The organism is Streptomyces sp. NPDC006544 (assembly GCF_040611715.1).
In the GTDB taxonomy this organism is placed as follows: domain Bacteria; phylum Actinomycetota; class Actinomycetes; order Streptomycetales; family Streptomycetaceae; genus Streptomyces.
Window position 1 is genome coordinate 1 of record NZ_JBEXOV010000058.1, and the last position, 18,706, is coordinate 18,706.

At 74.1% G+C, this 18,706-nt stretch carries 17 protein-coding genes and 1 pseudogene; 7 read left to right on the forward strand and 11 right to left on the reverse strand.

From position 1 onward, the window contains the following. Together ABZY44_RS24530 and ABZY44_RS24535 are read right to left on the reverse strand one after the other, a co-directional pair. Positions 1–1,066, reverse strand: a 1,066-nt coding sequence (locus tag ABZY44_RS24530; RefSeq protein ID WP_356657287.1) for a protein kinase, incomplete at its 3' end; no start/stop codon positions are given. 27 nt (positions 1,067–1,093) lie between these two features. Then, positions 1,094–2,002, reverse strand: coding sequence for an oxygenase MpaB family protein (locus ABZY44_RS24535; protein WP_356657289.1), 909 nt, complete (start codon positions 2,000–2,002; stop codon positions 1,094–1,096). A 186-nt stretch (positions 2,003–2,188) separates the two neighbouring features. On the opposite strand from ABZY44_RS24535, the gene ABZY44_RS24540 reads away from it, so the two are divergent. Next, entirely contained in the window at positions 2,189–2,977 is a 789-nt protein-coding gene (locus ABZY44_RS24540) for an SDR family oxidoreductase (RefSeq protein WP_356657291.1), read from the forward strand. Between the two features lie 850 nt (positions 2,978–3,827). On the opposite strand, the gene ABZY44_RS24545 is transcribed toward ABZY44_RS24540, so the two are convergent. Next, a complete protein-coding gene (locus tag ABZY44_RS24545; protein WP_356657293.1) occupies positions 3,828–5,018 on the reverse strand; it encodes an acyl-CoA dehydrogenase family protein in 1,191 nt (396 codons plus the stop codon). A 150-nt stretch (positions 5,019–5,168) separates the two neighbouring features. On the opposite strand from ABZY44_RS24545, the gene ABZY44_RS24550 reads away from it, so the two are divergent. After that, complete coding sequence (locus ABZY44_RS24550; protein WP_356657295.1) at positions 5,169–5,474, forward strand: antibiotic biosynthesis monooxygenase; 306 nt, start codon at positions 5,169–5,171, stop codon at positions 5,472–5,474. A gap of 28 nt (positions 5,475–5,502) precedes the next feature. Here the strand turns inward: ABZY44_RS24550 and ABZY44_RS24555 are convergent, their stop codons facing one another. From ABZY44_RS24555 to ABZY44_RS24565, 3 genes are all read right to left on the reverse strand, one after another. Then, positions 5,503–6,006, reverse strand: a complete 504-nt coding sequence (locus tag ABZY44_RS24555; RefSeq protein WP_356657297.1) for a hypothetical protein — start codon at positions 6,004–6,006, stop codon at positions 5,503–5,505. A 75-nt stretch (positions 6,007–6,081) separates the two neighbouring features. Continuing rightward, positions 6,082–6,918 carry a class II fructose-bisphosphate aldolase gene (locus ABZY44_RS24560; RefSeq protein WP_356657299.1) on the reverse strand — a complete coding sequence of 279 codons (837 nt, stop codon included), beginning with the start codon at positions 6,916–6,918 and terminating at the stop codon, positions 6,082–6,084. Next, positions 6,915–7,817: a sugar isomerase gene (locus tag ABZY44_RS24565; RefSeq protein WP_356657301.1), complete on the reverse strand. Its 903-nt coding sequence runs from the start codon at positions 7,815–7,817 to the stop codon at positions 6,915–6,917. The genes ABZY44_RS24560 and ABZY44_RS24565 overlap by 4 nt, the downstream gene beginning before the upstream one ends. A gap of 232 nt (positions 7,818–8,049) precedes the next feature. Here ABZY44_RS24565 and ABZY44_RS24570 point away from each other — a divergent pair, with 232 nt between their 5' ends. Next, on the forward strand, positions 8,050–8,829 hold the full coding sequence (locus ABZY44_RS24570; RefSeq protein ID WP_356657303.1) for a DeoR/GlpR family DNA-binding transcription regulator: 780 nt from the start codon (positions 8,050–8,052) through the stop codon (positions 8,827–8,829). A 160-nt stretch (positions 8,830–8,989) separates the two neighbouring features. Further along, a complete protein-coding gene (locus ABZY44_RS24575; RefSeq protein ID WP_356657305.1) occupies positions 8,990–9,769 on the forward strand; it encodes an MBL fold metallo-hydrolase in 780 nt (259 codons plus the stop codon). Positions 9,770–9,787: 18 nt separating this feature from the next. Here the strand turns inward: ABZY44_RS24575 and ABZY44_RS24580 are convergent, their stop codons facing one another. From ABZY44_RS24580 to tdh, 3 genes are all read right to left on the reverse strand, one after another. After that, positions 9,788–10,702 carry a LysR substrate-binding domain-containing protein gene (locus tag ABZY44_RS24580; protein ID WP_356657307.1) on the reverse strand — a complete coding sequence of 305 codons (915 nt, stop codon included), beginning with the start codon at positions 10,700–10,702 and terminating at the stop codon, positions 9,788–9,790. Between the two features lie 90 nt (positions 10,703–10,792). Further along, complete coding sequence (locus ABZY44_RS24585; RefSeq protein WP_356657309.1) at positions 10,793–12,004, reverse strand: glycine C-acetyltransferase; 1,212 nt, start codon at positions 12,002–12,004, stop codon at positions 10,793–10,795. Positions 12,005–12,227: 223 nt separating this feature from the next. Then, complete coding sequence (gene tdh, locus ABZY44_RS24590) at positions 12,228–13,256, reverse strand: L-threonine 3-dehydrogenase (protein ID WP_356657311.1); 1,029 nt, start codon at positions 13,254–13,256, stop codon at positions 12,228–12,230. A gap of 212 nt (positions 13,257–13,468) precedes the next feature. On the opposite strand from tdh, the gene ABZY44_RS24595 reads away from it, so the two are divergent. After that, the gene (locus tag ABZY44_RS24595; RefSeq protein ID WP_356657313.1) at positions 13,469–14,380 is read left to right on the forward strand and encodes an alpha/beta hydrolase; all 912 of its coding nucleotides are present in this window, start codon (positions 13,469–13,471) and stop codon (positions 14,378–14,380) included. A 255-nt stretch (positions 14,381–14,635) separates the two neighbouring features. Continuing rightward, positions 14,636–14,725 (forward strand): annotated as a pseudogene (locus tag ABZY44_RS24600) (AraC family transcriptional regulator); the annotation flags it as partial. An 84-nt stretch (positions 14,726–14,809) separates the two neighbouring features. Here ABZY44_RS24600 and ABZY44_RS24605 read toward each other — a convergent pair. Together ABZY44_RS24605 and ABZY44_RS24610 are read right to left on the reverse strand one after the other, a co-directional pair. Next, positions 14,810–15,529, reverse strand: coding sequence for a methyltransferase domain-containing protein (locus ABZY44_RS24605; protein WP_356657315.1), 720 nt, complete (start codon positions 15,527–15,529; stop codon positions 14,810–14,812). Between the two features lie 377 nt (positions 15,530–15,906). Next, positions 15,907–16,827 (reverse strand): LysR family transcriptional regulator, encoded by a 921-nt coding sequence (locus tag ABZY44_RS24610; RefSeq protein WP_356657317.1) that lies wholly within the window; start codon positions 16,825–16,827, stop codon positions 15,907–15,909. Between the two features lie 335 nt (positions 16,828–17,162). On the opposite strand from ABZY44_RS24610, the gene ABZY44_RS24615 reads away from it, so the two are divergent. Continuing rightward, positions 17,163–18,629: an MFS transporter gene (locus ABZY44_RS24615; protein WP_356657319.1), complete on the forward strand. Its 1,467-nt coding sequence runs from the start codon at positions 17,163–17,165 to the stop codon at positions 18,627–18,629. Positions 18,630–18,706 lie beyond the last annotated feature (77 nt).

Consider the following 18,706-nt stretch of genomic DNA (forward strand, 5'->3'; position numbering starts at 1 on the left):
GGAAGAGCCCGCGCTTGACCTCGAACAGTCCGAAGGTCGCGCCCTCCCCCGCCACGCGGATGTCGGTGCCCTGGAGGATCTCCGTCCCGCCGGCCCCGCTCGCCGGCCGGGCCTCGATGCCGGCCTTGCGCCCGGCGGTCATCCCGCCGGCCCACGCCGGCAGCGCCGGCAGCGCCCCGGGCGCCGCGCCCGGGAGCACGCCGGGTCCGAGCCGGGCCTCGACGAGCCGCCGGTGCAGGTGGCGGGCGTCCCCGGGCCGGTCCTCGGGCCGCTTGGCGAGCAGGTCGAGCACCACCCGCTCGAAGTACCCGGGCAGCTCGGGCCGGTGCTCGCGCGGCGGCACGGGCTCGGTGTCGCGGTGGCCGACCAGGACGGACCACGAATCGCCGAGGTCGAAGGGCGGGGCACCGGTGGCGATCTCGTAGAGGACGCAGCCCAGCGAGTAGAGGTCGCTGCGGTGGTCGACCTCGCCCCCCGCGATCTGTTCGGGCGACATGTAGTGCGGGGTGCCCATGGCCATGCCGCCGCCGGTCAGCTTCGCGGTGAAGCCGATGTCCGCGGCGAGGCGGGCGATGCCGAAGTCGCAGATCTTCACCGTGCCGTCGGCGAGCCGCATGATGTTGGCGGGCTTGAGGTCGCGGTGTACCACGCCCTGGTCGTGCGTGTAGCCGAGGGCGGCGGCCATCTGCTCCGCGACGTCGACGACCACGTCCACGGGCAGCGGGCGGGCCTCGTTGTCCTCCAGGAGCTGGCTGAGGTTGCGGCCTTCGAGCAGCTCCATGACGAGGTAGAGGGGTCCGCCCGTGGCGCTGTCGTCGCCGAAGTCGTGCACGACGGTGACGCCCCGGTGCTGGAGGGACGCGGCGACGCGCGCCTCGCGGCGGAAGCGCTCGCGCAGCACCTGGGTGAAGTGGGCGTCCTGCTCGGGGCCTATGGGCTTGAGGCACTTCACGGCCACGTGGCGGCCGAGCGACTCGTCCCGGGCACGCCACACCTCGCCCATGCCTCCGCGGCCGATCAGGTCGAGCGAACGGTACCGGCCTTGGATCAGTCTGGACTCCGCCATGTCTTGAAGTCGCCCCCGTGTGTCGTGCTACGCCCTCCCCGGCCCGTCCAGTATGGACGCTGATGTACGCAGTGTGTACGGAGAGGGACGGCTCCCGGGGCCCATGCGGCGCATCGCTCTCAAGATGTGACCTGGAGGCAGCTGCCAGCGCAGACCTGCGGGAATGCTGCGCAGCAGGCTACCGGTGAGACGCAGGCGCCGGGTGATGTTGCGCGGTGCCGGGGCGGGGCGGCCGTACAGCCGGTGCGCGTAGGCCGGGAGGGATCCGTAGGCGAGGGCGGCGAGCGGTCGCCACACCAGGTTTCGGCCAGGGACCAGGAGCGGGTGGACGGGCGGGCCGCACAGGAAGGCGTCCACGGCGTGGGCGTCGGGTCCGGCGGCGAGCTCGGGGCGGATCCGCTCGAAGTAGGCGGCGAGGGCCGCCGTGTCCCCCGGCACCCCGCACGGGTCGAGCCCGACGAGCCGGGCGTTGACGGTGTTCTCGGCCACGTAGCGGTCGGTCTGGGCGGGGCTGAGCGGGATCCCGGAGCGGCGCAGGACGTGCAGGAAGCTGTCTATCTGGGCGCAGTGGATCCACAGGAGCAGTTCGGGGTCGTCGACGGGGAAGCGGGCGCCGGTGGCCGGATCGGTCGCGGACAGCATGCGGTGGATCTTGCGGACGCGGGCGCCGGCCCGTTCGGCGGCCTCGGTGGTGCCGTAGGTGAGGGTGCCGACGAAGTCGGCGGTGCGCAGCAGCCGCCCCCAGGCGTCTCCCGGGCCCCGTTCGCCGCTGAACGCGGAGCTGTTCTCCACGACCCCGCGGACGGCGCGGGGGTGCAGGGCCTGGAGGTAGAGCGCGCGGACCCCGGCGATCCACATCATCGGGTCGCCGTGGCACTGCCAGGTCACGGAGTCGGGTCCGTAGAGCCCGGGGTCGGGTCCGCCGCTCTCGCCCATGCCCGCTCCTCTTCCCTCCGGCGCGCGGCGCGCCGGCGTGCCCGGCCGTGTGCCCGGCCGTGTGCCCGGCCGCCCGCACGTGAAGCCTTCCACCCGGCGGCCGCACGTACGCGCCGCTAGGATTCCCCGTCGGCGGACCGCACCCGCTTCCCCTCTCGGCTCCCCTCTCGACGAGGAGGCACGTACATGCGTCGCACGGGACCACTCGAAGGCCGGGCCGCCGAAGGACCGGGCGGACGGCACGGCGGACGGCTCGAGGGCCGGGTGGCCGTGATCACGGGCGGCTCGTCCGGCATCGGGCTGGCGACGGCCCACCGCTTCGTACGGGAGGGAGCCCGGGTCTTCATCACCGGCCGCCGGGCGGACGAACTCGCTTCGGCGGTCCTGGAGCTGGGCGAGAACGCCGTCGCCGTCCGCGGTGACGCCTCCCGGGTCGAAGACCTGGACCGGCTGTTCGCGGTCGTCGCGGACGCGGGACTTCTCGTCGACGTGCTGGTGGCCAACGCGGGCGGCGGTCCGCCGGGCGGCTTCGCCGAGGTCACGCAGGAGCAGTTCGACGCGACCTCGGACCTGAACTTCCGGGGCTCCTTCTTCACCGTCCAACGGGCCCTGCCCCTGCTTCGGGACGGTGCCTCGGTCATCCTGCTGGGCTCGGCCGCCGGATCCTCGGCCTCCACGCGGTTCGGCGTGTACGCCGCGACGATGGCGGCCGTACGGTCGCTCGCGCGCAGCCTCGCGCTGGAGCTCGCTGGGCGCTCGATCCGGGTCAACACCCTGAGCCCGGGACCGGTCGATACCCCCGCCCTGGCCGGGGCGCCGGCCGCCGTACGTGCGCGGGCGATCGCCGGCGTCCCGCTCGGCCGGGCCGGCCGCCCCGAGGAGGTCGCCGCGGCGGCCCTGTTCCTCGCCTCGCACGAGAGCAGTTTCATCACCGGCGTCGAACTCTTCGTGGACGGCGGCGCGGCCCAGGTCTGACCCGGAGGCGCGCCCCGCGCCTCCGGGGCGGATCCGGAACCTCATTGCTTGCAGCCGTCGGCGGTCGGGCCGGGCGACGGCGTGCGCATCGGTCAGTGGGTGCGGAGACTGCCGGTGTACACGTCCGTACGGTTCTGCGGTGCGCCGGAGTGGGTCTCGGTGAGCACCGCCCGTACTCCCTTGTCGTCCGCCACCAGGCCTTGGTAGTCGCCGAGGAAGTGGCCTTCGGCGAACGGTGCTTGCAGCCAGTCGAAGATCCGCGAGATGCGTCGCTCCGTCAGGCGCTTCGGGTCCCCGTACGGCAGGGTGGCCGGCTGGGGCGCTGGTGTCGACGAACGGCCGGGCTTTGCTCCAGGTGCGGCCGCCGTCGCGAGTGACGGAGATGTAGCCCGGACCGTCGAGGGAGCTGGGGCCGGGCGGGTCGTTGTCGAGGCGGTTCCAGACCTGGTAGGCGGTGCCCTTGCGGATCGGGTCGGCGGTGAGTGAGGGCTTGTCGTTGAAGAAGGGCTGCTCGTCGACGTGCGTGGCGGTGTGGTTCTGCCAAGTGCGGTCGCCGTCGCGGGACGTGACGGCCAGGAGGGCGCTGCGCGTGCTCTTCGTGAAGTCGACGCCCTCCCCGCCGGCGTAGACCGTGCCGTCCGGTCCGGTGCTCACCCAGGGGTTGGAGGCCCGTTCGTAGTCCGCGCCGCCGGGGGTGCACAGGCTGAACGGCAGCGTGCGTTGTCACCCCTTCCGATCAATGACGAGGGCAACTGCTGCAAGGGCGGTACGCAGGACGGGGAGCAGACCGACTGAATCCCGCGACGCGCCCCGCAGCCACGCGCTGCGGGGCGCTCCGCGTGAGACGAGGTCAGCGGCGTACGCGGGGCATGCCGAGGCCGATCCACGAGATGATCTCGCGCTGGATCTCGTTGTTGCCGCCGCCGAAGGTGAAGATCACCGCACTGCGGTAGCCGCGTTCCAGTTCGCCGTGCAGGACCGCGCCCGCGGAGCCGTCCTTGAGGAAGCCGGCCGCGCCGACCACTTCCATCAGCCAGGCGTACGCGTCCCTGCGCGCCTCGGAGCCGTACACCTTGACGGCGGAGGCGTCCTGGGGGGTGAGGGTGCCGTCCTGGACGGCGTTGACCATCTGCCAGTTCAGCAGTTTCATCGCGTCGAGCCGGGCGTGGGTGCGGGCGAGGCGGCTGCGGACCCAGGTGAGGTCGATGACGCGGCGGCCGTCGGCGAGCTTCGTGTCGGCGGCCCAGCGCTGGACGTCGTGCAGGGCGCGGATGGCCATGGTGCCGTGGGCGGCGAGGGTGACGCGCTCGTGGTTGAGCTGGTTGGTGATCAGGCGCCAGCCCTTGTTCTCCTGGCCGACGCGGCGGCCGGCGGGGACGCGGATGTTCTCGTAGTAGCTGGCCGTGGTGTCGTGCGAGGCGAGGGTGTTGATGAGGGTGCAGGAGTAGCCGGGGTCGCTGGTCGGCACGAGGAGCATGGTGATGCCCTTGTGCGCCGGGGCCTGCGGGTCGGTGCGCACGGCGAGCCAGACCCAGTCGGCGGTGTCGCCGTTGGTGGTCCAGATCTTCTGTCCGTCGACCACGTAGGTGCCGGTCTCCTCGTCGCCCTCGCGGACGGCCTTGCACTTGAGGGAGGCGAGGTCGGTGCCGGCGTCGGGCTCGCTGTAGCCGATGGCGAAGTCGATCTCGCCGGCGAGGATCTTGGGGAGGAAGTACGCCTTCTGCTCGTCCGTGCCGAACTGCATGAGGGTCGGCCCGACGGTGTTGAGCGCCATCAGCGGGAGCGGTACGACGGCCTGCGCGGCCTCGTCGAAGAAGATGAACTGGTCCATGGGCGACATCCCGCGCCCGCCGTACTCCTCGGGCCAGCCGACGCCGAGCCAGCCGTCGGCCCCCAGCCGGCGGATGGTCTCCCGGTAGAAGCGCTTCTGCTCGGCGGGATCCCCGTACCGGGCATGGACGTCGTCGGGGATCAGCTCGGCGAAGTAGGCGCGCAGCTCGGTGCGCAACTGCTGCTGCTCAGGCGTGTATTCGAGGTGCACGGCCCCTCCGGGTCTCTCGTGGCTGGCCGGCTCGCGGGCGTCCGTCGCCGGTGCGGGGGCAGACTAGAACCTGTTACAAGAATCTGGAAGGGTCGGCGAGGGATCAGCGGCGGAACCCGGCGGAGCGGCAACGCCCTTAGGATGCGCTCCATGATCTTGGAGAGTGCACTGCTCGACGTCCGCCCCGGCCTGGAGGAGGAGTTCCTCGCCGCGTTCGCGCGGGCCAGGCCGCTGATCTCGGTCCAGAAGGGCTTCCGGTCGCTGGAGCTGCGGCGGTGCCTGGACGAGGCGCGCGGATCGCGTTTCCTGCTCCAGGTGGAGTGGGAGGCGCTGGCCGACCACACCGAGGGCTTCCGCCGCTCGGCCGAGTACGAGCAGTGGCGGGCGCTCCTGCACCGCTTCTACGAGCCGTTCCCCGAGGTCGAGCACTACGGCGAACCCCTGCTCACGGCGTAGCCGCGGCGGGGACCGCCCGTGACCCGCCTCAGATGACGAGCAGGTCGAAGTACATCAGGTCGCGCTGCGCGTCGATGCAGATCTCGCTCGTGCCCGAGGACTCCGCGCCCGGGGGTTCCGTGCCCGCGGGCTCCGTGCCCGACTCGGCCACGAGCGTGTCGAAGTGCGCGCTGCGCTGCCACTGCGCGTCGGCCGGCAGGTGGGGCTTCAGCGGGCCCGGCAGGTCCCGCGGGACGGCCGCGAAGAAGGTGGAACCGTCGCCCATCGCCCTCCGGGCGCCTCCCGGGCCCAGTCGGGCGACGCCGACGACGCGGACGCGCCGGTCGGGACTCGGGAGGGTGAACCGGTCACCGTGGTCGTCGATGTCGTAGGCCTGCCAGTGCGCCGCGGGGAGCTCGCCCGTGTACGGGGCGAACCGCGCGTTCAGCGGTTCCAGGTCGGTGCGGATCCTGCGCCGCGGGTCCTCGTCCCCCGCCATCGCGGCGGCCACACCCCATCCGGCCCCCGCGAGGACGAGCGGGGCCCCCAGCATCAGGAGAAGTCTCCGTCTGCCGGTGCGACCCCGCTGCGCGTCCATCGAGTCCCCCCGGGTACTTCCGCCGCTCGCTCAGTTCAAGGCGCTGATCATAGCCAGGGCCGTCGCCGCCATCGCCGTCCGGGCGGCCGTCAGGTACGGGCGGGGGTCCGCCGGGGTCAGGTGGGTGCGGATGGCTTCGGTCATCGCCACGTTGAGGGCGGTGCCGATGTTGACCTTGCGGATGCCGCCCGCGACCGCCGCGGCGAGTTCGCCGTCCGGCAGGCCGGAGGAGCCGTGCAGGACCAGGGGGACGTCCACCGTCTTGGCGAGCCGGGCGAGCAGTGCGTGGTCCAGGGCGGCGGTGCGGCTGGTCATGGCATGGCTGCTGCCGATCGCCACCGCCAGAGCGTCCACCCCGGAGTCGGCGACGAACCGCCGCGCTTCGTCCGGGTCGGTCCGGGCACCGGGTGCGTGCGGGTCCAGGGGCGCGGCCCCGTTCTTCCCGCCGACCTCGCCCAACTCGGCTTCGATCCAGAGCCCGTTGGCGTGCGCCCAGTCGGCGGCGGAGCAGGTGGCCTCCAGGTTCTCGGCGTAGGGCAGGTGCGCGGCGTCGTACATCACCGAGCTGAATCCAGCGTCCACGGCCTGGCGCAGCAGCTCGGAGCTCTTGACGTGGTCCAGGTGCAGGCCGACCGGCACCCCGGCGGCTTCGGCGACGGCGAGGGCCGCGCGGGCGATGGGCAGGAGCCGGCCGCCGCGGAACGCGACGGCGTTCTCGCTGAGTTGGATGACGACGGGCAGTCCCGCCGACTCGGCGCCCGCGACGACCGCTTCGGCGTGCTCCAGCGTGATGATGTTGAAGGCGGCGACGGCGCGGCCCTGGGCAGCCGCCTGCTGGACGAGGGCGCCCGCGCGCACGAGGCTCATCGGACCGCCTCCTCTCCCGCGGTGAGGATCACCGAGCGGGTCAGGTTGCGCGGCGCGTCCGGGTCCAGCCCCCGGTGGGAGGCGACGGCGATCGCCAGGCGGTGGACGCGGACCAGCTCGGCGAGCGGGTCGAGGTGGCCGGCGACCCACTGGGCCCCGGTTCCCCGGACCTGGTCGGCGAGCCCCTCGGGCGCCTCGCCGAGGGACCAGGTGGCGGTGCCGGGCGCGGAGACGCTGATCGGCCCGTGCCGGTACTCCATCGCCGGATAGGACTCCGCCCAGGCCAGGGCGGCTTCGCGCATCTTCAGCGCGGCCTCGTCGGCGAGTCCGACGCTCCAGCCCCGGCCGAGGAAGGTGAACTGCCCCCGGGTCTCCAGTTCGGCGGGCAGCGGCTCGGCGAGGGCGGCCCTGGCGTCGGCGACGACCGAGGGGGTGTGCAGGCCGACGTGGGCGCGCAGCAGGGTGAGGGCGGTGGTGGCGAAGCGGGTCTGGACGACGGACTGCTCGTCGGCGAAGTCCAGGACGACGAGCTCGTCCGCCAGGGTGATCACGGGGGTCGCCGGGTCGCCGATGACGGCGGTCGTGGGCGTGCCCGCGTCCCGCAGGCCGGCCAGCAGGTCGAGCACCTCGGTGGTCGTCCCGGACCTGGTCAGCGCGATGACCCGGTCGTAGCGCCGGTGGCGGGGGAACTCGGACGCGGGGAACGCGTCGGTCTCGCCCTGCCCGGCCTCCTCGCGCAGCACGGCGGCGGCCCTGGCCATGTAGTACGAGGTCCCGCAGCCGACGATCGCGGTCCGTTCCCCCGGTCGCGGCAGCGCCGCCCGGTGCTCGGGGGCCAGGTCGGCGGCCCGTTCCCAGCAGGCGGGCTGCGTGCCCAGCTCGTACGCGACATGACTCATGGCGGCTCCCTAGCGCGGTGCATGCACCCCTGAATGCGTGTTCTTGCAAGATACGGGGGTCTTTCGCGCAACTTCAAGCATTTAGAGGGGGATCTCCTGCGTTAATGTCGACGTTGCAGGCCGATCCGTGGGCCAAGTGGGCACATCGAAGCGAACAACCGGGCGACGATCGAGGCCCAGAGCGACGCCCGGATCGAACCGAAGACCGAGACGAAGACCGAAGGGGCGGCCGATGACCCGCAAGGAACGCTGGCAGACACTGCTGGACCTGCTGGTGGAGCGGGGCGAGCTCGAGGTGGAGCCGGCCGCGGAGGCCCTCGGCGTGTCCGCCGCCACGATCCGCCGCGACCTCGACCAGCTCGCCGAACAGCAGCTGCTGGTCCGCACCCGCGGCGGAGCCGTCCTGCACGGGGTCTCGTACGAACTCCCCCTGCGCTACCGCACCTCGCGCCGGGCCGCCGAGAAGGGACGTATCAGTGAGACGGTCGCGGCCCTGATCGTCCCGGGCGAGGTCATCGGCCTCACCGGCGGCACCACGACGACCGAGGTGGCGCGGGCGCTGGCCGCCCGGCCCGACCTCGCCACCGGCTCCCCCGCCCTCACCGTGGTCACCAACGCGCTCAACATCGCGGGCGAGCTGGTCATCAGACCGCAGTTCAAGATCGTGCTGACGGGAGGCGTGGCCCGTCCCCAGTCCTACGAGCTCACCGGGCCGCTGGCGATGGAGGTGCTCGGCCAGCTCTCCGTGGACACCGCCGTCGTCGGTGTGGACGCCTTCGACCCGTCCGACGGCGCCGCCACCCGCCACGAGGACGAGGCGGCCATGAACCGACTCCTGTGCGAGCGGGCCAGCCGTGTGGTGATCGCGGCCGACTCCAGCAAGCTGGGCGTCCGCGCCTTCGCCCGCATCGTCGCCACCGACGCCGTGGACGTCCTGGTGACGGACACGGGGCTGGCCCCGTCGGTCGCCGGGGAGTTCGAGGCGGCGGGCGTGGAAGTCATCCGCGTCTGAGGACGGGGCGGGACGGGGCGGATCGGGGCGCGGCACCGGTGCCGGTGCCGGTGCCGGTGCCGGTGCCGGTGCCGGGGACTCGAGGTGCAGTGGACGCGAGGTGCCGTGCCGGGTGCCGCGCGCCGGGGAGCCCTTCCAGCACAGCACTAGACTCCGCCGGATGGCCGACGCCCCTCTCCGACTCACCGTCCTGGGCAGCGCCACGCCCTACCCCGCGGTCGACAACCCCTGTTCCGGCTACCTGCTCGAAGGCGGCGGCGCCCGCATCTGGGTGGACGCCGGCAGCGGCACCCTGGGGCCGTTGCAACGGCACGTCCACCTGGGCGAGTTGGACGCGATATGGATCTCGCACCTGCACGCCGACCACACGGCCGACCTGCTCACGGCGTACTACGGCCTGGTGTACGCGGACGTACGCCGGACCTCGCCGCTCCCCCTCTACGGGCCGCCCGGCATCGCCGACCGGCTGGCGGTATTCCTCACCAACGGCCCGGCCCGCAGTCCGGTCGAGTCCGCCTTCGCGGTCCACGAGCTGTACGACGGCCACCACGCGCGGGTCGGCGGACTCGACCTCACCAGCCGGGCCGTGTCCCACGGCATGCCCGCCTTCGCCCTGCGCGCCGCATCGGGGGGCGCCTCGCTGGTGTACTCCGGTGACACGGCGCCGTGTCCGGCACTGACCCGCTTCGCCGAGGACTGCTCGCTCCTGCTCTGCGAGGCCGACAGTACGGCGCAGCCGGCGGACACCGAACCCGTGCACCACACCCCCGAGGAAGCCGGTGGCACCGCGCGCGCCGCGCGGGCCCGGCGGCTCGTCGTCACGCACGTCGGCCGGGACCTGGCTCCGGCCGAGGCCGTGGCCCGCGCCGCCGCCCGCTACCCCGGACCCGTGGACTACGCCGCGCCCGGCGCCGTCTTCGCGATCGGCCGGGTGGTGTGACCGGCCCGCGGCGCCGGCTCAGTGCTCCGGGAGCCGGTCCGCCTCGCGGGTCAGGGCCGCGAGGACCGGGGCGATCAGCGGGTGCGAGCCCGCGCCGCGCCGGGTCGCGGCGAAGACGCGGCGGGTGGGCGCCGGGCCGGAGACCGGGCGGACCTGGACTTCCTTGAGGTCCATGCCGCGCAGCGCCGAACGCGGTACGAGGGCGACTCCGGCGCCCGCGCCGACCAGGGCCACCACGGCCCGGAAGTCGTCGGAGGAGTGCACGAGCCGGGGCTGGAATCCCGCCAGTTCACAGGCGAGGAGCATCACGTCGTGGCAGGGGTTGCCGGGGTACTGGCCGACCCAGTCCGCGTCGGAGAGGTCGGCCAGGGACACCTCGGGCAGGTCGCCGAGCGGGTGCCCGGCCGGGAGGACCGCGTCGAAGGGCTCGGCGTAGAGCGGGAGCACGGACAGCCGGCCGTCGCCGGCGCCGGGGGCGCCCCGGTACTCGACGGCCAGCGCCAGGTCCGCCTCACCGTCGAGGAGGAGCAGCAGGCTCTGGTCGCCCTCCGCGTCGCGTACGCGCAGCCGGATCCCGGGGTGGTCCACGGCCAGTCGGGTGATGGCGGGGGCGAGCACTTCGGCGATGCCGGTGGCGAAGGCGGCCACGGTGACCTCGCCCGCCGTGCCGCCCGCGTAGGCGGCGAGTTCCGCTTCCGCCCGCTCCAGCTGTGCGAGCACCTCGTGCGCGTGCCCGAGCAGGATCTCCCCGGCCGCGGTGAGCCGTACGCCCCGGCCGCTACGGGTCAGCAGCGCGTGCCCCGTCTCCTGCTCCAGAGCCGCGAGCTGCTGGGAGACGGCGGAGGGGGTGAGGTACAGGGCTGCGGCCGCGGCGGTCACCGTTCGGTGGTCCGCTACGGCCCGCAGGATGCGCAGCCGGCGGGGGTCGATCACTCCCCCATTCTCGCAGGCCGGGAGGGCCGGGAGGCCCCCGGTCGGGCCCGGGGCCCGCCGGGGCCGCACCGGCCCCGGCGGCCCGGGGGCTCAGGACTCGGCGCCCGCCAGGGCCGCCAGCGCCGAACGGGCGTCGACGAAGGCCGCGACCGCGCGCTCCACGTCGGCCGTGGAGTGCGCCGCCGAGAGCTGGACGCGGATGCGTGCCGCGCCCATCGGGACCACCGGGTAGGAGAAGCCGATCACGTAGACCCCGCGCTCCAGCAGCAGTTCCGCCATCTTGGCCGCCTCCGCCGCGTCACCGATCATCACGGGGGCGATGGCGTGGTCGCCGGGCAGGATCGCGAAGCCGGCCTCGGTCATCTTCGTGCGGAAGAGCGCGGTGTTGGCGGCGAGCTGGTCGCGCAGGTCGCCGGCCGACTCCAGCAGGTCGAGGACCTTCAGCGAGGCGGCCGCGATGACCGGGGCGAGGGAGTTGGAGAAGAGGTACGGGCGCGAGCGCTGGCGCAGCAGCTCGACGATCTCGGTGCGTGCGGCGACGTAGCCGCCCGAGGCGCCGCCCAGGGCCTTGCCGAGGGTGCCCGTGATGATGTCGACCCGGTCCATGACGCCGTGCAGTTCCGGGGTGCCGCGGCCGCCGGGGCCGACGAAGCCGACGGCGTGCGAGTCGTCGACCATGACCATGGCGTCGTAGCGGTCCGCGAGGTCGCAGATCTCGGCGAGCGGGGCGACGTAGCCGTCCATGGAGAACACGCCGTCGGTCACGATGAGACGGCGGCGGGCGTCCTGCGACTCCTTCAGCCGGGTCTCCAGCTCGGCCAGGTCGCGGTTGGCGTAGCGGAGCCGGCGGGCCTTGGAGAGGCGGATGCCGTCGATGATCGAGGCGTGGTTGAGGGCGTCGGAGATGACCGCGTCCTCGGGGCCCAGCAGGGTCTCGAAGACTCCGCCGTTGGCATCGAAGCAGGAGGAGTAGAGGATCGTGTCCTCCTGGCCGAGGAACGCGGACAGGCGCGCCTCGAGCTCCTTGTGGACCTCCTGCGTCCCGCAGATGAAGCGCACGGAGGCCATGCCGTAGCCCCAGCGGTCCAGGGCTTCCTTCGCCGCGGTGACGACCTCGGGGTGGTCGGCGAGGCCGAGGTAGTTGTTGGCGCAGAAGTTGAGGACCTCACCGGGAGCACCGCCGGAGGTCACCGCGACGGCGGCGTTCTGCGGGGTCCCGATGACACGCTCGGGCTTGTGCAGGCCGGCGGCGCGGATCTCGTCGAGGGTGGCGCGGAAGTCCTCGCGGACGGTCTCGAACATGAGCGGTGCTCTCTTTCTCCTGGTACGGCGGAAAGAAGGAGGGGGCCGGGCCCCGCGGAGGGGGGAGGGTGTGCGGGGCCCGGCCGGGGAGGAGTGGCTTGGGGGGGGACCAGCGGAGGCCTCGTGGGGCCGCCGAAGGGCTGTGCGCGGGCGGGAGCTGGGGAGCGGGGGCGGCGGGAGCGAGGGCCCCACGTGCTGCCCGTGCCGGACCCGCCGCCCGGGCTCAGGCCGTCCAGTCCAGGATGATCTTCCCGCTGCGGGCGGTCGCGGCCTCGTCGAAGGCGGCGTCGAAGTCCCCGTAGGCGTACCGGCCGGTGATGACGGGGCTGAGGTCGAGCCCGCCCTCCAGCAGCACGGTCATCGCGTACCAGGTCTCGAACATCTCGCGGCCGTAGATGCCCTTGATCGTGATCATCGAGGTGACGACCTTGGCCCAGTCGACCGCGAACTCCTGCGCCGGGAGGCCCAGCATCGCGATCCGGCCGCCGTGCGTCATGTTGTCGATCATGTCGCGCATGGCCTCGCCGCGGCCGGACATCTCCAGGCCGATGTCGAAGCCCTCGCGCAGGCCCAGCTGCGCCTGCGCGTCCGCGATCGTCGCCTCGCGCACGTCCACCGCGAGCGTGGCGCCCGCCTTGCGGGCGATCTCGAGGCGCTCCGGGCTGACGTCGGTGATGACGACGTTGCGCGCGCCCGCGTGCCGGGCCACGGCCGCCGCCATGATCCCGATCGGGCCCGCGCCGGTGATCAGTACGTCCTCGCCGACGAGCGGGAAGGAGAGCGCCGTGTGCACGGCGTTGCCGAACGGGTCGAAGATCGCCGCGACGTCGAGGTCGACCTCGGTCCGGTGCACCCATACGTTCTGGGCGGGCAGGACGACGTACTCGGCGAAGGCGCCGTCGCGTCCGACCCCGAGCCCGACCGTGCTGCGGCACAGGTGGCGACGCCCGGCCAGGCAGTTGCGGCACTTGCCGCACACCAGGTGGCCCTCGCCGCTGACCAGCGCGCCGACCTCGATGTCGCTCACGCCCGCGCCGAGCGCGGCGACCTCGCCCACGAACTCGTGGCCGAGCACGCGCGGGGTCTGGACGGCGCCCTGCGCCCACCCGTCCCAGGACCGGATGTGCAGGTCCGTTCCGCAGATGCCGGTGCGCAGCACCTTGATCAGCACGTCGCCGGGGCCGTACTCGGGCTCGGGGACGTCCATGAGCCACAGCCCGGGTTCGGCCTTGTGCTTGACGAGTGCCTTCATGGGCTGGCTCCAGGCATGCGGAAGGAAAGCGCTGCGGGGCGTGCGGGCCCGGCAGCGTTCGGACGGTCACCAATCTGCCGACCTGCGAGGTGACAGTCCATCGAGGATTTCTTAAGCGGGTCGACAGGCCAGCTTCACGCCTATGCTCCTCACGTGTCGGGCAGGGGCCGGAGCCGGGGAGCGGACCGGGGCGGAACGGGGAGGTGAGGGGCGTGCCGAGTCTGCGCAGCAGGGCGCTTTCGGTCGCGCTGATCGCGACGGGGTGGCGAAGACGGTTCGGGAGCGCGGAGGCGGTCCACACCCGGGTGGCCGAGTCGGTCCGCAGGCCGGCTTCCCATCTGCCGCCGCGCTCGCTGGGCCGGGTCGCGGAGGTCTCCCGGACCTTCGTCGGGGCCTGGCCGGTGTACGACGTCTCGCCGCGCGGAGCCGAACCGGCCGCCCGGGTGCTGTACGTGCACGGCGGCGGCTACGTGAACGAACTGGTCCGGCCGCACTGGTCGCTGATCCGGACCCTGGTGACGCGGGCCCGCGCCCGGGTCGTCGTACCGGCCTACCTGCTGGCCCCGCGCGGGACCGCCGACCGGACGGTCCCGGTCGCCGCGGACCTGCTCAGCGGCCTGATCGCGAGCGGTGGCGCGGGCGGCGCCGTGCTCATCGGGGACTCGGCGGGCGCCGGGCTGGCGCTGGCCGCGGCCCAGCGGCTGCGCGACCGCACCGGTGCGCAGCCCTCCCGGATCGTGCTGATCTCGCCCTGGCTGGACGTGTCCATGAGCCATCCCGGCCAAGAGGCCCTCGAGGCGGGCGACCCGATGCTGGCCCGTGCGGGGCTGCGGGAGGCCGGGCGGCTGTACGCGGGCAACCTCGCGGCCGACGACCCGCGGGTGAGCCCGCTGCACGGTTCGTTCGCGGGGCTGGCCCCGCTGACGGTCTTCACCGGCACCCGGGACCTCCTGACCACCGACAGCCGCGAGTTGCTGCGCCGGGCGCGGGCGGACGGCGTCGAGGTGGAGTTCCACGAGGAGCCCGGGCTGCCGCACGTGTACCCGCTGATGCCGGTTCCGGAGGGCAGGGCGGCCCGCGACCGGATCGTGGAGCTGATCCGAGCGGCGGCGCGGGAGAACTAGCGAGTACGCCGGACTTGGCCGACGCGTCGCGCCGGTGCGGTGTCGCTCCGACGGCTGTCCCGCGTGGCGCTTTCGGTCACACCAGCGCCGCGCCGCCGTCTATCGCGAGCGTGGTGGCGGTGCCGGTGCCGGTGACGTAGGCGTTGGACAGGACGAAGAGATGGGCCGCCGCGGCCTCCTCGGCCGTGCCGACACGCCGCGTGAGCGCACTGGCGGACGGCCACCGCGGCGCGGCTGCCGCACCAGTCGCCGGCCCCGCTGAGCACCATCGCCCAACATGCGGGGTACACGTCGGAGTTCGCCTTCGCCAAGGCGTTCAAACGACACTTCGGATCCCCACCGGGGCCTACCGCAAGATGGTCGGGACGGCGGGCGAGGGCCCACGCGGATGAAGGGAGCGTTCCGGGGCGGCGTCCGCGGGGCCGCTCGTCAGGCCACGCAGTTCATCAGCGAGCCGACGGGGGCCGTGCGGTAGCGGGCCCAGTACGTCTCGTCGCGGATCTCGCACGCCGGCGGGGTCCGGGTCGGCTGCCAGGAGACGGTCGTGAAGCCGGCGTCGGCGGCGGCCTCGGCGAAGTCGGCGTGGGCCCATTCCCGGCATTCGAACGGGACCGGGGGGTCGGTCTCCAGCCGCGCCCGGAGCAGGGGCGCGTCGCCGCCCGGAGCCCGCTCGACGACGCTGATCCCGTACGGGGACCAGTCCGCGTACGGGAAGGCGCCCGGGTTGGGCACGATGGCGAGGAGCCGTCCTCCGGGGCGCAGGCTGGTGCGGACGGCCCGGAACATGGCGTGCAGGGTCGCCCTGTCGTGGGCCTGGTTGAACAGGTAGACGGCGGTGGCCAGGTCGAAGGGGCCCAGCTCCGCAATCGCGGCCGCGTCGTCGACCAGGACGTACTCGACCTCGGCGCCCCCGGCCCCTCCCCCGCCCTCCCGCGCCCGCCGGATGCGTTCGGGGCAGTTGTCGACGCCCACCGCGCGGCGGGCTCCGCCGCTCGCCAGCATCCGGGCGGTGCCGCCGTGTCCGCAGGCGGCGTCGAGGGTGTCGAGGCCGCGTACGCCGCCGAGGGCGTCGAGGGCCGTGCTCAGGGTGAAGGCGTCGGCGACCGAGAAGGCCACCGGGGGCGTTGACGTGTCGTACTGCTGTCGCATGCCCGCCAGCCTGCCCGAACGGCGGCGCCGGGGGGTCGTCCCGGCGCCGGACCTCCCCCGGACGGGGGAGGCGTTCGGGTCAGTCCGTACGGCGTACGGGGCTCGGCGCGAGCAGCACCGGCCGCGCGACGGAGCCTGCTGCGGCAGCCGGTAACGGGTGGCGCCCCTGCGAGGGCACGCCGTGCGGGCTGCGGGAGCGTGGCGGCGGCCGCCCGGCAGCTGCCACGACGGCAGGGCAGCGGGAGGCGGCGCGCGGCGGCCGAGCCGGCACGGACCCCCGCCGTAGGGGGCGCGGAGCCGCCGCTCCGCGTTCGAAGGCGGCGGGGGCGGAGCGGCGCGTGGTGGCCGGCGTCGGCGCGGGTCCCCGCGGAGAGCCCTCAGGGCCCTGCCGGGACCAGCGCGCGGGCGCAGTCGCGCAGCCAGGCGTGTGCGGGATCGGCGTCGTGGCGCGGATGCCAGGCCATGCCGAAGGGCAGGAGGGGCAGTTCGAACGGGATCTCGAAGACCTCCAGCCCCAACGCGGTGGCGAGCGGCGCGGCCTGACCGGTGATCAGGCCCACGAGGTCGGTCTCGCGGAGCACGAAGAGGGAGGTGGGGAAGGTGCCGACGCTGCCCACCACCCGCCGGGTGAGGCCCAGTTCGGCGAGGGCGGAGTCCACCGGGCCTTCCAGCCGGCCGCGCCGGGAGGCGATGAGGTGCTGGGCGGCGGCGAACCTTCGCGCGGTGAGCCGCCCCCGCAGCAGCGGGTGCCCGGCGCGCGCGACGGCCAGCATGCGCTCGTCGACGAGGTGCTCGGTCCGCACCTCCGGTGACCGCGTGTCGATCATGCCGAGTTCCAGGTCGGCGACGCCCTCGCGCAGCGCGGGCACGTCGATGTGGCTCTCCGCCAGGAAGCGCAGCCGCACCCCGGGCGCCGCCCGGGCGACCCGGGCGAAGAGGGCCGCGCCGAAGACGGCGGTGAAGGACTCGTTGGCGAGCACGGTGAAGGTCCGGTTCAGGGTGGTGAGGTCCACCCGGCCGCCGGCCAGGAAGATCCCCCGCGCCCGCTCGACGACGGCCCGGACCTCGCCCTGGAGGGACAGCGCGTGCGGGGTGGGGACCATGGTGCGGCCGGCGCGGACCAGGACGGGGTCGCCGAGCGCCTTGCGGATCCGGCCGAGGGTACGGCTCATCGCGGGCTCGGACAGGTGGAGACGGGCGGCGGCCCCGGACACGCTCGACTCCTCCAGGAGGACGTCCAGGGCGAGGAGGAGGTTCAGGTCGAGACGGGCGGCGGCTCTGGATTGCGTCATACGCATGGATCCCTTGCACAACTTGCACTGGAAAGCAGGTCGTGGTGACTCTACGGTGAGGGACGGGACACGGGATCACCACCGGACGACGGCCGGCCCGGCGTTGTCCGCAGACGCGGCCCCGGCCTGGCCAGACCAGCGCCCCAGCGCCCCAGCGCCCCAGCGCCCCAGCGCCCCAGCGCCCCAGCGCCCACCCTGCCGGGGTCCGGGGCCCGGACGCGCTCGTACGCGGGCCCGGACGCGGGCCGTTGCCGGCCCCATCCCCCACCCGCACCCGCACCCGCACCCGCACACACCCACGGCCGCACCCACCCATACGCCACCGACTCCGAGGAGGAGCCGTGCTCCGCCATGCGCTCACGCGGGACCCAGCCGCAGCCCCCGCAGCCCCCCAAGCCCCCGCGCTCACCCGCGCCGCCCTGCTGGTCCTGTGCGCCTGCGTCCTGGTCGCCCAGGGCATGGTCGCCGCCGTCAACCTGCTGATCCCGCAGCTGGCGGCCTCCGCGCTGCACCCCACACCCGAGCAGTTGCTGTGGACCGTCGACGCGTACGTCATCGTCTTCGCCGCGCTGCTGATCCCGGCGGGCGCCCTCGGCGACCGGTACGGCCGCAAGGGCGCCCTGCTGGCCGGACTCGGCCTCTTCGCGGCGGGCGGGGCGCTCAGCGCGCTCGCCGCCGGGCCCTCCGTGCTGATCGCCGGTCGCGGACTGTGCGGGGCGGGCGCGGCCCTGATCATGCCCGCCACCATGTCGGTCCTTATCCACCTGTCCCCGCCCGAGCGGCGCGGCCAGGCGCTGGCCACCTGGACGCTGTCCGCCGGCCTCGGGGGCCTCGCGGGCAACGTCGGCGGGGGCCTCGCCGGACAGTTCCTGACCTGGCGTGCCCTGTTCTGGGCCGTCGTCCCGCTCGGAGCGCTGCTCGCGCTGGCCGTCGCCCGCACGGTGCCCCGTACGCCGTCGCGCGCCGACGCCGCCGTCGACCCCGCCGGCGCGGCCCTGCTCGCGGGGGCCCTCCTGGCCGTCGTCTACGCGATCATCGAGGGGCCCTCGTACGGATGGGGCTCGGCGCGGGTGCTGGCCGCCTTCGGCGCGGGCGTGGCGCTGCTGGCCGCCTTCACCGGCTACGCGCTGCGCGCCGCCCGCCCGCTGCTGGACCCCCGGATCTTCGCCTCGGGCAGGCTGCGCGCCGGCGCGCTCGGCATCGGCGCCGCCTTCTTCGGACTGTTCTCGCTCTTCTTCGTCAACGCGCAGTACCTCCAGTACGCGAAGGGCTTCTCGCCGGCCCAGACGGGCTTCGCGATCGTCCCGCTGACCGTGGGCATGGCCCTGGTGCCCCGGTACGGCGCCCGGCTCCAGGAGCGGACCGGACCCCGGCTGCCCGTCGGGGCCGGACTCGGCCTGATCGGCGGCGGGCTGCTGCTGGTCTCCACCGCCGACACCCACACCCCGTACGCCCTCTACGCCCTGTACCTGCTGATCCTGTCGGCGGGCACCGGGCTCTGCGCACCCGCGCTGACCCTGACGGTGGTCGCCGAGCTGCCCGCGCACCAGGCGGGGCTGGGGTCGGGGCTGAACACGGCGGCCCGGGAGATCGGAGCGGCCCTCGGGGTGGCGGTGGTCGGCACGGTCCTGGCCTCCCGCTTCCACGGGGTGCCGCAGGATCCCGCTCAGGTCACGGCTTTCACGGACGCCATGGGGGTGGCGCTGCGCACGGTGGCCGCGGCGCTGCTGCTGGCGGCGGTCGCGGTGGTGGCGGGATACCGGGACCGGGACCGCGCCCCCGCCGCCACGGGCTCTCCCGCGGCCTGAGCCGCGCGGGCGGCAGGGCGCGACGACCGGACACCGCGGCCGGCGCAGGCACCACGGCGGGCGCAGGCACCGCAGCG

Excerpts from the sequence above, each read along its gene's own strand:
- ABZY44_RS24540 (WP_356657291.1), top strand. The coding sequence starts at position 2,189 with ATGCGTCGCACGGGACCACTCGAAGGCCGGGCCGCCGAAGGACCGGGC.
- ABZY44_RS24535 (WP_356657289.1), bottom strand. The coding sequence starts at position 2,002 with ATGGGCGAGAGCGGCGGACCCGACCCCGGGCTCTACGGACCCGACTCC.
- tdh (WP_356657311.1), bottom strand. The coding sequence starts at position 13,256 with ATGAAGGCACTCGTCAAGCACAAGGCCGAACCCGGGCTGTGGCTCATG.
- ABZY44_RS24610 (WP_356657317.1), bottom strand. The coding sequence starts at position 16,827 with ATGCGTATGACGCAATCCAGAGCCGCCGCCCGTCTCGACCTGAACCTC.
- ABZY44_RS24560 (WP_356657299.1), bottom strand. The coding sequence starts at position 6,918 with ATGAGCCTCGTGCGCGCGGGCGCCCTCGTCCAGCAGGCGGCTGCCCAG.
- ABZY44_RS24550 (WP_356657295.1), top strand. The coding sequence starts at position 5,169 with ATGATCTTGGAGAGTGCACTGCTCGACGTCCGCCCCGGCCTGGAGGAG.
- ABZY44_RS24575 (WP_356657305.1), top strand. The coding sequence starts at position 8,990 with ATGGCCGACGCCCCTCTCCGACTCACCGTCCTGGGCAGCGCCACGCCC.
- ABZY44_RS24570 (WP_356657303.1), top strand. The coding sequence starts at position 8,050 with ATGACCCGCAAGGAACGCTGGCAGACACTGCTGGACCTGCTGGTGGAG.
- ABZY44_RS24555 (WP_356657297.1), bottom strand. The coding sequence starts at position 6,006 with ATGCTGGGGGCCCCGCTCGTCCTCGCGGGGGCCGGATGGGGTGTGGCC.
- ABZY44_RS24605 (WP_356657315.1), bottom strand. The coding sequence starts at position 15,529 with ATGCGACAGCAGTACGACACGTCAACGCCCCCGGTGGCCTTCTCGGTC.
- ABZY44_RS24565 (WP_356657301.1), bottom strand. The coding sequence starts at position 7,817 with ATGAGTCATGTCGCGTACGAGCTGGGCACGCAGCCCGCCTGCTGGGAA.
- ABZY44_RS24585 (WP_356657309.1), bottom strand. The coding sequence starts at position 12,004 with ATGTTCGAGACCGTCCGCGAGGACTTCCGCGCCACCCTCGACGAGATC.